The sequence below is a fragment of the Streptococcus orisratti DSM 15617 genome (assembly GCF_000380105.1).
Taxonomy (GTDB): domain Bacteria; phylum Bacillota; class Bacilli; order Lactobacillales; family Streptococcaceae; genus Streptococcus; species Streptococcus orisratti.
In genome coordinates, this window is record NZ_KB904497.1 from 1 (window position 1) to 9,804 (window position 9,804).

Consider the following 9,804-nt stretch of genomic DNA (forward strand, 5'->3'; position numbering starts at 1 on the left):
CATAATCGTCGAAATATTTCACCTAGACTACTTCGATATTGATTATAGATTACTTTTCGTCTATACTTAGGGGTAAACACAATGTGGTATTTACACATCCACTTTGTGTGAGATAAACTATGTGCCTTTTGTGCCATAGTTTGCTTCTTTCGCTTTACATTAGGCTTGAACACCTTTATTGTATCGCGTTTGGAGTTTTTTGGGTATAACCAGCGATGCGCACCCGCATAGCGGGTGGTTTATTTGTTTCGCACCTGCGGAGCGAAACGGACTGAAAGTCACACAAGAAAAAAGGTCTTCAAATCAATGTTTGAAGACCTTGAACTATACCGGCGGCCGGGGTCGAACCAGCACGTCCTTGCGGACACTGGATTTTGAGTCTAACATTATTAGTTTTAAATCTCAGAAATATTGATTTTATAAGCTTTTTTTCTATAATATGTTTTTAAACTTAGTATCACTTCCAAATTTTAGATACTTTTTAGTAACTATAAAATGCTAGAAAGTATACTCCTTATTAAAAAGAGTTTTGGACTAGTTTTGTGCGATTTTATTATCCATATCCGTAATAAGAGAGGCTAAATTAATTGCCTTTAATGATTGTAGAAATTGGTTGTGAATATCATTTAGATGAGGGTCAAGAACGGAGTGAACAACACGCCCAACTTCACAATTTGGATTGGTATCATCATGTGGTTTAAAAATGGTTTTATGAGGATCTTCAACAGCTAAAAAAATATCCCAGAGAGTAAGGTCTTCTGGTTGTTTTGTTAAATGAGCTCCACCTATTCCAGCTTCAACTTTTACAAGCCCAGATTTTTGTAATTTTCCTAATAAGTTTCGGACAATTACGGGATTAGTTTGAATACTGTTAGCAAGAAAAGTAGAAGTTACCTTCTCTTTATTTTCAAAATGATATATAGCTAGTAGGATATGAACTGAAGTAGCTAATCGTGTAGAATATGGCATCTTTTCTTCCTTCTTTAATTTTCTTATACTAATTATATCATATTTTCGATGTAACAAAAAAAGTTACAACTTTTTCGGTGTAACTATTGACATTACATCTAAAACTTGCTATACTGTGAACATAGGTTGTAACAATTATGATTACATCTAATAAATAAATTTTTGGAGGAAAAAATAATGTCAAAAGTTGCAGTAATTAGTTCAAATGGTCGTGTAGCTCGTCTTATCGTAGAAGAGCTTGTAGGTCGTGGATACGATGTCACAGGTTTTAGTCGTGAAGAAACAAATGCTTCAAAAGCGCAAACATATATTCAAAAAGATTTATTTGACATCACAAAGGAAGATGTAGCTGATTTTGAAGTTGTAGTTAGTGCATTCGGAACATGGGCTCCTGAAACTCTTCATCTGCATGTTGAAGTGATTAATCACTTATCAGATATCATGGCTAATTCAGATGCTCGTTTTGTAGTTGTTGGTGGAGCGGGTAGCTTATATGTTGATCCAGAGCTAACAGTTCAATTGGTAGATACTCCAGATTTTCCGAAAGAATACTATGCACTTGCTAAAGCACAAACTGATGCACTTGATGTTCTTCGCAAACGTAATGATGTCAAATGGACATTTGTTAGTCCAGCAGGTGATTTCCAAGCAGATGGTGAACGTACAGGGGAATATATTCTTGGTGGGGAACAATTAACGCTTAACAGTCGTGGTGAAAGTATCATTAGTTACGCTGACTATGCTCTTGGTTTTGCAGATGAAATTGAAAAAGGAAATCATATTCAAGAACGTATCAGTTTAGTTCGTAAATAATCAATAAAAGCATAGTACTTTGTAAATAAAAAAACGAGATTGAGATTTTTCTCAATCTCGTTTTGGTAGGGAAATGATTTTGTTATCCATAAGGAGAGACTAATGAATCAAGCACAAAGAAGATTGTATTTAATAAAGGTGCTCTTATCAGAAAGAGCAGAGTTTGCAGATATTATAATTCCTGATGAAGTTGAACAGCAAAAAGTACTTTTACGAGCTTTGATTAATGTTCGCCCACCAGAAACTGTGTCAGCTGAGTTTTTAGATATTCAAAATGCATACCTTCAAGAAGAGTTAACACAAAAAACAGTAATAAAATTGACTGATTTGACTCCGATTTCTGGTCAATTATACCTATGGAATGGTGATATTACGACATTAAAAGTAGATGGTATTGTTAATGCTGCTAATAGTCAACTTTTAGGTTGTTTTTATCCCAATCACAAGTGTATTGATAATGCTATTCATACTTTTGCAGGTGTTCAATTACGGCAGGAGTGTTATCGGCTGATGAAAGAGCAAGGACACTTAGAAAAGACGGGTGAGGCTAAGATAACCCCTGCTTATAATTTGCCAAGTCAATATGTTTTACATACAGTTGGGCCTATTGTTGATGGTAGATTACTATCTAAACATGAAAAAGATTTAATTAGTAGTTATCGCTCTTGTTTAGAATTAGCGGATGTTAATGGTTTAAAAAGTTTAGTATTTTGCTGTATTTCAACAGGAGAATTTCATTTTCCACATAAGAGAGCAGCAGAACTGGCAGTAGCAACTGTTCAAGAATATTTAAAAGAGACAGATAGCAAGATGAAGGTGGTATTCAATGTTTTTAAAGAAGAAGATGAAAAAATCTACAAAAGATTACTCGGAGCAAATTAATGACATCGTAAAAAAATTAGAAAAAGCAGATGCTGTTTTAATTGGTATTGGTGCAGGATTATCAGCTTCTGCAGGTCTAACTTATTATGGTGAACGTTTTGATAACTATTTTTCTGATTTTAAAGAGAAGTATGGTATTGAAGACATGTATTCTGGTGGTTTTTATCCCTTTGCTACAAAAGAAGAATATTGGGCATGGTGGAGTCGTCATATTTTTATTAATCGCTATGAAGCACCAGTTGATCAACCCTATATCGATTTATTAGACATTGTTAAACATAAGGATTATTTTATTTTATCAACTAATGTCGATCATCAAGTACAGAAAGCGGGATTTGATAAAAAAAGGCTTTTTTATACACAAGGGGATTATGGTTTAATGCAATGTTCGGTTCCTTGTCATTATACCAACTATGACAACAAAGATTTGATTTATCAGATGGTTGAATCTGAAAAGGAAATGAAAATCCCTTCTAATCTTATACCAACTTGTCCTAGGTGTGGTGCTCCTATGACTAATAATCTAAGGATAGACAATCGTTTTGTTGAAGATGAAGGATGGCATAAAGCTCAAAAAAGGTATAGCGAATTTTTGGAAGAAAATAGCAAAAAAGCAATCATTTATTTAGAACTTGGTGTAGGCATGAATACACCAGGTATTATTAAATATCCTTTCATGCAAATGACTTATGCTAATCCCAAAGCAACTTTTATTACATTAAATCAAGAAACGTTTAAATATCCTGATGAACTTTCAAAGCAATTAATACAACTTGATGGTGATATTGGTAAAAATTTACAAGCAATTCGCCAAAGAATAGAATCAAAATCTATAAGTAATTAAGTAAACTAAAAAGAGTTTGGGACAAAACTAGCCCTAGCCCCAAGCTCTTTTTTAGTTTTTTTGTTTGAGAATTTTTTCGGTTTATAGTATATGTTATTGTAATAAAATACCATCACTTTATAAAGTTTTCAATAATTATTTATCTTTTAATATATCTTGATGCTCCAAGATAAAATTAACATCGTCTGCAATTTCCTTAATTTTATCAGCCTGATTGAAAAGTAATTGGAGCTGCGAAAGATGACGAGCATACTTAATCCCCTCACTTGGGTCTGTGGTCAGGTGGCCAAAGTCATCACGGTACAATGGGTCTCCTTTATCAGTTTCCATAATTGGTGCATAAGTTAATCTATCAAGAATATGGATAATTTCATTTGAGTAAGTTTGAGAAGAATCGGCTCTCTCTAGCTCATCAACTCTCTCTAAAGCATACAAAATTTGCTCCGCTTTCTCACTATACTCTTCTATTTTAGATACAGCACGGATAATTTTTTCAGCTTTTTCACTATATTCATCTGTTTTAATAACGGCTCTCTCTAGTTCAATATCCGTGCTTGTTCCAAAGAGTTCATTGGGTGTTGCTTTAAAATATCTAGCAATTTTATCTAAATTTGCAAACGTTGGATAACTTGTACCCAATTCAATTTTAGAAATAGCTGCTTTTTTTACTCCAATAACTTCTGCTAGTTCTGCTTGAGTAACTCCTTTTTTCTTTCTCAATTGTGCAACATTCTTTCCGAAGTTTTGTATTAAATAGTCATTCATTTTATCACCTCGTGTAAATTATATCATAAAAAGATATAAAATATCTAAAAAAACACAAAAATATCTTGACTTATTGATTTTATAAGATTATAATGTCTTTAAAAGATTTAAAATATCTAAAAAGAGGTGACGCTTATTGAATATGTAGACATAGTGAAACAAACTGGAAAATCTATTAGTACCATTAAAAAGTGGCGCAAAAAGATTGAAAACCTATCTGGCTATGAGTTCACGAAAACCAAAGCTAGAGTTAGTCGGCATAGCGTACAAGTATTCTTTGACTTTTCAAAAGACGAGGTCGCTAAATTCATTGAGTTATCTAAAGAAATTGATAAAACAAAAGATTTAGATAGTTCTATTAAAAAGGTTTGGGGTGACCTAAATACCCAGCAAGCGCAAAGTTTAGAAGAGGATTTACTGGAACTTGAATTTGATTTCTACAACTTTAAAAAAGAAATCACCAAAACAGTAACTAATCTTCAAACTGACAATCGTGTTTTATCGCAACGTTTAACAAGTATGCTAGAACGTTTGAATGAGCTAGAAGATGACCAAAAAACAGGATTCTTCAAGAGATTAAAAAAATAGGAGGACAAAATATGTCAATTAAAACTAATGAAGTAGTTGTTAAAAACTGGGAAGAAAAAGATTATCAACTCGTTGAGGTACAAGATTGGTATGAACTTAATAATAATGAGCGTGTCCATCTAGGGTGGAAGTATGTGGTCGTTCTACCAAGGCTACGCTATGAAAAAGTAGCTGTTAAAGTACCAAATTCAGATGGTGAAGTACCTATTATTTCTAGGGAAAAGCTAGCCGAGCAAGGTTCAGTTACTGTTAAATTTACTAACCTTAATGTTGGTGTTTATACACGTACCACTAAGGGGTCTGAATTTGTATCACTAGAATTGAGTGCTAAAGCTGACGATATTGCTTTAGTCAAAGAGCAAGCCAAAGGTCAGTAATCTTTTCAGGTGAGGGCGGTTAGTCAGTGCCTGCGAGCGAGGACGCAAGATGCGGTAGCTCGCAAGGGCACGGTTAAGCGCTAACGCTCGAGCTACTTGAAAAGGGGTGCTGACACTTACTCAAAGACTTTTGGGAATTTTAATTTGCCAAAACCCTTTAAGCAACGCATACACCATTCAGGGCTTGTCGACAGAATGGTGTGTAACCCTTTAATTTCAAGGGATTAGGAGATTTCTAAAAAGCTTAAATTCCTTGATGAATCAAGGGGCAAATTCATGGGCAAATTAAACTAATTTGCCCAAATCTAGAAAGGAGTTTTATGTCTGATAGAAAAAGAGCTACTACTTTTATCTTTGAGCAACAGCTTAAGTCAGATTACTGGGATTGGGAGGAAGAAAAAAAGAAGCTCTTTCAAGACTGGAAAGAGAATAGAGTAGCCATCTTTAAAGAAATTCATAGACGAATCCAGACTCTTGAAGAAAGTATTCCTGCTAAAGTTGCTTTCATTATTCATGACAAAGATAAAAAATATAATTTAACTTTAGTTGAACCTCATATTCATGGTTATATTGAATTTGCGAGTAGACGAGATTTAAACCATCTAGCAAGTGTTCTAGGCTTACTACCACAATATATTGAGCCTAGTGGACGTGGAAAGTATGGAAAAGTAAACTCCAAGGCTTATTTAATCCATGCTAAAAATCCCGATAAATATCAATATTCACCTGATGATGTAGAGACTTTTGGAACTTTCGATTACAAAGAATTTTTTCAAGAACATCAGTTAGATTTTATCAAACGTTCCGCAACTGTTAAACGTGAAAAATCAGACGAAGAGTTAGATAGTGTTTTTCAAGCTATCGTTAATGGAACGCTGACAGAAGATGATATTTTTGCAAATGAAGAACTAACTTTTCTATGGTCTTATAATCAGACCAAACTAGATGAAGCTTTTAGAGCTTATGGAAAAATTGCTTCTAAACGAACTTTAAGGCAATTAGAGAGTGGGGAATTTCAACCAGCTGTTATTTATATTCATGGAAGTTCTGGTATTGGAAAAACCTCTTTAGCTTTAGAATTAATTGAACAGATTATCAAAAGAGCTAAAGAATATAATTATAACTGGAAGATGTATAGTGCAGGTACTAAAAATATTTTTGATGAATATTTTGGGGAAGAAATTATCCTTTTAGATGACCCTAGATATGATAGTCTTCTACCCGCTGACTGGTTAAAATTATTAGACCCCTTAAACAAATCACATCTATCTGCTCGCTATAAAAATAAGTTAGTCATTGGTCGGATAATTATCATCACCAATTATAAATCACTTAAAAGTTTCTTTGGTAAAATTCAGCATGAAGATTTGAATCAGTATATTAGACGGTTTAACAATGTCCTTGAAATTTCTAAGAAGAATGAGAAATCGGAAAAGGACAGATTCTTCAATCTATCACAAATTCAAGAATTGAGAGAAGCTCATGACTATTTAGGAGAATCATCACTACTTTTTGGAGAAGAAAAAGTTTATTCAACTGATGATAAAGAAGCATTTATCAATCATGTGTTAGAATACTATATCTTTCCCAGAATATTACCCGAAACAAAAAGCGCCCCTCTAGACCAATAAAAGGAAACGCTTTTAGCTCTTAGGACAAAAGGGAGCGACAACTCCCCTTAGCTTGTCCTTATTATAACATAATTTATAAGGAGAACAACTATTATGATTACAACTGTTACAAAAGATGACCTTGTTGCCCTTGGTTTTTCCGAAGGAACTTCTCGACAAATTATCCGTAAAGGAAAACTTATCTTGATTGAACGAGGCTTTCCCATTTATAACAATAAACGAATTGGTACTATTCCTGCGACTATCGTAGAAGAGCTTCTTAATATCAAATTTTAGAAAGCAGTAGAGCTATGGTCGTTAAAAAGAATGGAAATAACGGATGGTTGGTTGATGTTAGTAATGGTTTTAATCCTGTCACTTTAAAGCAAAGACGAATTATTCGTAAAGGTTTTAAAACAAAGAAAGAGGCTCTTGAAGCAGAACAATATTTACGAAGTGTCGAACTTAAAGAACGCTACTTTGGGGCAAAAATAACCATGGATATGTTATATGCCTTTCTTAGAGAAGAAGACATTATTAATCATAGAAAACAAAGTTACATTAACACACAAGAAAATAATTATAATCGTCATATTAAGCATTACTTTGAAAAAGTCGCTGATGTCAGTAAGCTACAATATGATGATTTCTATGATTTTAGAGAACATCTCACTGTAACAATTTCTAAAAATACAAAAAAGCCTTTGAGTTCAAACACTATTAATAAAATCATGATTTTACTAAAGAAGATTATGGATGTCGGTGTTCGCAAGGGATTCTATCCTTCTAACCCCGTAATACTTATCAAAAAACTGCCTATTAATAAGCCAAAGCTAAACTATTGGACTATTTCAGAATTTAAAGACTTTTTAGAATTATTTACTCCAGAAGAATATCACTATCAACTATTATTTAAAGTTTTATACTTCACTGGCATGCGACTAGGAGAGGTTTTGGCTCTTAATTGGAATGATATTGATTTTTCCAGAAATACAATAGCTGTTTCAAAGTCAGTCTACTTCAAAAAAGGAGTTAGTTATATCAGTACCCCTAAAACAAAAACTAGTATTAGGCAGATTGTCATTAACGCTAAATTAATGAACGAACTAGAAGTATGGCAGCAAAAACAATATGAGTTGCTGAAGCAATTTTCAAATGATAATTGCACAGATTTACAACTATTTCAAGATAGTCCTATTCCAATTACTAAAGATAGTATTGAAAAGTATTATCATAGTGTATTAAAACGTAATCCTAAGCTTAAAAAAATAAGAATACATGATTTAAGACATTCCCATGCTTCACTTTTAATCAACCAAGGCGAAGATTACCTTGTTGTCAAAGAACGTCTCGGACATGCGTCTATAACAACTACAATTGACACTTACTCACATTTATATCCAAGTAAACAAGTTGCATTGGCAGATAAACTTGATAGTTTGTTTTAAATCGTTGGGAAAAATCATTTGTGTTTTTGAACAATATATGCTATCATGGAGGTACAATGAAGAAGCCGATATTTGAATTCTATACAAGACCGAATGGTCATAATGAATTTGTAGAGTTTTATAAATCCTTACCACAGAAAGATAGAGAAAAACTACTGGCAACTATTAGCATGATACAAGAATATGGGCTATTAACAGCTCAACGTATGGAGTGGATAAAGAAATTAAATAGTGATATTTTTGAAATCCGTTCCAAGGTATCATCTAATATCCAACGTGCCCTTTATTTTCACGCTGTAGATAATAGATATATTATTACACATGGATTTACCAAAAAAACTCAAAAAACGCCAATTACTGAAATTAAAAAGGCACAGCTCATCAAAAAAGAATTTGAAGGGGAACAAAAGAATGAAAACTATTAAATTTGATGATTTCTTAAATGAACAACTTAAAGATAATTCTTTTAAAGAGGGTTACCAAGCTGAAAAAGCTATTCTAGAGAGTGCACTTGCTGTTGCCAATGCTCGCTCAAAAGCAGGCTTAACTCAACGTCAACTTTCAGAGTTATCGCATGTTCCTCAATCAACTATCGCTCGAATTGAAAGAGGTCATAATACCAGCATTGAAACTATGAGTAAACTAGCTGTAGCTCTTAACCAAGAATTAAAAATTAGTATTAGTTAGTTTATTTTAAAGAGAAGAAAGATGAAATTTCTTCTCTTTTTTGATGCCTAAAATTACCAACCAAAAAATAAACTAGAAATTTTTAGTAACTTTAGTCTCAAATTTTGAAAAAAAAAGAAAAGACAAGGCTCACGAACCTTGTCAAATCAACTATACCGGCGGCCGGGGTCGAACCGGCACGTCCTTGCGGACACTGGATTTTGAGTCCAGCGCGTCTGCCAATTCCGCCACGCCGGCATATAGATTAACTGGGGTAGCTGGATTCGAACCAACGCATGAGGGAGTCAAAGTCCCTTGCCTTACCGCTTGGCTATACCCCAAATATCAAGGCGAATGATGGGAATCGAACCCACGAATGCCAGAGCCACAATCTGGTGTGTTAACCACTTCACCACATTCGCCATAATAACACGGGCAGTAGGAATTGAACCCACACTGAAGGTTTTGGAGACCTTAGTTCTACCTTTAAACTATGCCCGTAGTATGGAAGGGGAGGGATTCGAACCCCCGAACCCGAAGGAGCGGATTTACAGTCCGCCGCGTTTAGCCTCTTCGCTACCCTTCCAGAAAAATGGCGCGAGACGGAATCGAACCGCCGACACATGGAGCTTCAATCCATTGCTCTACCAACTGAGCTACCGAGCCAACTCTCAAATTAAATTGCGGGAGCAGGATTTGAACCTACGACCTTCGGGTTATGAGCCCGACGAGCTACCTAGCTGCTCCATCCCGCGATAACAATATTAATTCTAAGGAGGATGTGGGATTCGAACCCACGCACGCTTTTACACGCCTGACGGTTTTCAAGACCGTTCCCTTCA

13 protein-coding genes and 7 tRNA genes are annotated in these 9,804 nt (G+C 34.4%); 10 read left to right on the plus strand and 10 right to left on the minus strand.

Translation table 11 applies throughout. The annotated features are described in order from the left end of the window. Positions 1–137, minus strand: a 137-nt coding sequence (locus A3I7_RS13790; protein WP_181352642.1) for a transposase, incomplete at its 3' end; no start/stop codon positions are given. A gap of 397 nt (positions 138–534) precedes the next feature. Further along, on the minus strand, positions 535–969 hold the full coding sequence (locus A3I7_RS0109630; protein WP_018030879.1) for an Rrf2 family transcriptional regulator: 435 nt from the start codon (positions 967–969) through the stop codon (positions 535–537). Positions 970–1,146: 177 nt separating this feature from the next. Between A3I7_RS0109630 and A3I7_RS0109635 the strand changes: the two genes are divergently transcribed. The 3 genes from A3I7_RS0109635 to A3I7_RS0109645 all read left to right on the plus strand — a co-directional run bounded on the left by A3I7_RS0109635 (position 1,147) and on the right by A3I7_RS0109645 (position 3,508). Beyond that, a complete protein-coding gene (locus A3I7_RS0109635; protein ID WP_018030880.1) occupies positions 1,147–1,782 on the plus strand; it encodes an NAD(P)-dependent oxidoreductase in 636 nt (211 codons plus the stop codon). A gap of 102 nt (positions 1,783–1,884) precedes the next feature. Further along, on the plus strand, positions 1,885–2,664 hold the full coding sequence (locus tag A3I7_RS0109640) for a protein-ADP-ribose hydrolase (protein WP_018376573.1): 780 nt from the start codon (positions 1,885–1,887) through the stop codon (positions 2,662–2,664). Next, a complete protein-coding gene (locus A3I7_RS0109645) occupies positions 2,609–3,508 on the plus strand; it encodes an SIR2 family NAD-dependent protein deacylase (RefSeq protein ID WP_018376574.1) in 900 nt (299 codons plus the stop codon). The genes A3I7_RS0109640 and A3I7_RS0109645 overlap by 56 nt, the downstream gene beginning before the upstream one ends. 135 nt (positions 3,509–3,643) lie before the next feature. On the opposite strand, the gene A3I7_RS0109650 is transcribed toward A3I7_RS0109645, so the two are convergent. Further along, positions 3,644–4,273 carry a helix-turn-helix domain-containing protein gene (locus A3I7_RS0109650; protein WP_018030883.1) on the minus strand — a complete coding sequence of 210 codons (630 nt, stop codon included), beginning with the start codon at positions 4,271–4,273 and terminating at the stop codon, positions 3,644–3,646. Between the two features lie 153 nt (positions 4,274–4,426). Here A3I7_RS0109650 and A3I7_RS0109655 point away from each other — a divergent pair, with 153 nt between their 5' ends. The 7 genes from A3I7_RS0109655 to A3I7_RS0109685 all read left to right on the plus strand — a co-directional run bounded on the left by A3I7_RS0109655 (position 4,427) and on the right by A3I7_RS0109685 (position 8,983). Continuing rightward, on the plus strand, positions 4,427–4,861 hold the full coding sequence (locus A3I7_RS0109655) for a hypothetical protein (protein ID WP_018030884.1): 435 nt from the start codon (positions 4,427–4,429) through the stop codon (positions 4,859–4,861). 11 nt (positions 4,862–4,872) lie between these two features. After that, the gene (locus A3I7_RS0109660; protein ID WP_018030885.1) at positions 4,873–5,238 is read left to right on the plus strand and encodes a hypothetical protein; all 366 of its coding nucleotides are present in this window, start codon (positions 4,873–4,875) and stop codon (positions 5,236–5,238) included. 320 nt (positions 5,239–5,558) lie between these two features. Continuing rightward, positions 5,559–6,869, plus strand: a complete 1,311-nt coding sequence (locus tag A3I7_RS0109665; RefSeq protein WP_018030886.1) for a Rep family protein — start codon at positions 5,559–5,561, stop codon at positions 6,867–6,869. A gap of 93 nt (positions 6,870–6,962) precedes the next feature. After that, complete coding sequence (locus A3I7_RS0109670) at positions 6,963–7,145, plus strand: DUF3173 family protein (protein ID WP_018376575.1); 183 nt, start codon at positions 6,963–6,965, stop codon at positions 7,143–7,145. Between the two features lie 14 nt (positions 7,146–7,159). Further along, entirely contained in the window at positions 7,160–8,296 is a 1,137-nt protein-coding gene (locus A3I7_RS0109675; RefSeq protein ID WP_018376576.1) for a tyrosine-type recombinase/integrase, read from the plus strand. A gap of 56 nt (positions 8,297–8,352) precedes the next feature. Then, on the plus strand, positions 8,353–8,721 hold the full coding sequence (locus A3I7_RS0109680; RefSeq protein WP_018376577.1) for a type II toxin-antitoxin system RelE/ParE family toxin: 369 nt from the start codon (positions 8,353–8,355) through the stop codon (positions 8,719–8,721). After that, positions 8,708–8,983, plus strand: coding sequence for a helix-turn-helix domain-containing protein (locus A3I7_RS0109685; RefSeq protein ID WP_018030889.1), 276 nt, complete (start codon positions 8,708–8,710; stop codon positions 8,981–8,983). Before A3I7_RS0109680 ends, A3I7_RS0109685 begins: the two co-directional genes overlap by 14 nt. A 153-nt stretch (positions 8,984–9,136) precedes the next feature. Here the strand turns inward: A3I7_RS0109685 and A3I7_RS0109690 are convergent. From A3I7_RS0109690 to A3I7_RS0109720, 7 genes are all read right to left on the minus strand, one after another. Continuing rightward, positions 9,137–9,220, minus strand: a tRNA-Leu gene (locus A3I7_RS0109690). Between the two features lie 11 nt (positions 9,221–9,231). Next, positions 9,232–9,303 (minus strand) — tRNA-Gln (locus tag A3I7_RS0109695). Between the two features lie 8 nt (positions 9,304–9,311). After that, positions 9,312–9,384: transfer RNA gene (locus A3I7_RS0109700), tRNA-His, on the minus strand. 8 nt (positions 9,385–9,392) lie between these two features. After that, positions 9,393–9,463: transfer RNA gene (locus A3I7_RS0109705), tRNA-Trp, on the minus strand. Between the two features lie 4 nt (positions 9,464–9,467). After that, positions 9,468–9,548: transfer RNA gene (locus A3I7_RS0109710), tRNA-Tyr, on the minus strand. A gap of 7 nt (positions 9,549–9,555) precedes the next feature. Further along, positions 9,556–9,628 (minus strand) — tRNA-Phe (locus A3I7_RS0109715). Positions 9,629–9,643: 15 nt separating this feature from the next. After that, positions 9,644–9,717, minus strand: a tRNA-Met gene (locus tag A3I7_RS0109720). Between the last annotated feature and the right edge of the window lie 87 nt (positions 9,718–9,804).

What these genes read in the sequence shown, in the direction of transcription:
- A3I7_RS0109630 (WP_018030879.1), bottom strand. Translation starts at nt 969, where the DNA reads ATGCCATATTCTACACGATTAGCTACTTCAGTTCATATCCTACTAGCT.
- A3I7_RS0109635 (WP_018030880.1), top strand. Translation starts at nt 1,147, where the DNA reads ATGTCAAAAGTTGCAGTAATTAGTTCAAATGGTCGTGTAGCTCGTCTT.
- A3I7_RS0109640 (WP_018376573.1), top strand. Translation starts at nt 1,885, where the DNA reads ATGAATCAAGCACAAAGAAGATTGTATTTAATAAAGGTGCTCTTATCA.
- A3I7_RS0109645 (WP_018376574.1), top strand. Translation starts at nt 2,609, where the DNA reads ATGTTTTTAAAGAAGAAGATGAAAAAATCTACAAAAGATTACTCGGAG.
- A3I7_RS0109650 (WP_018030883.1), bottom strand. Translation starts at nt 4,273, where the DNA reads ATGAATGACTATTTAATACAAAACTTCGGAAAGAATGTTGCACAATTG.
- A3I7_RS0109660 (WP_018030885.1), top strand. Translation starts at nt 4,873, where the DNA reads ATGTCAATTAAAACTAATGAAGTAGTTGTTAAAAACTGGGAAGAAAAA.
- A3I7_RS0109665 (WP_018030886.1), top strand. Translation starts at nt 5,559, where the DNA reads ATGTCTGATAGAAAAAGAGCTACTACTTTTATCTTTGAGCAACAGCTT.
- A3I7_RS0109670 (WP_018376575.1), top strand. Translation starts at nt 6,963, where the DNA reads ATGATTACAACTGTTACAAAAGATGACCTTGTTGCCCTTGGTTTTTCC.
- A3I7_RS0109675 (WP_018376576.1), top strand. Translation starts at nt 7,160, where the DNA reads ATGGTCGTTAAAAAGAATGGAAATAACGGATGGTTGGTTGATGTTAGT.
- A3I7_RS0109680 (WP_018376577.1), top strand. Translation starts at nt 8,353, where the DNA reads ATGAAGAAGCCGATATTTGAATTCTATACAAGACCGAATGGTCATAAT.
- A3I7_RS0109685 (WP_018030889.1), top strand. Translation starts at nt 8,708, where the DNA reads ATGAAAACTATTAAATTTGATGATTTCTTAAATGAACAACTTAAAGAT.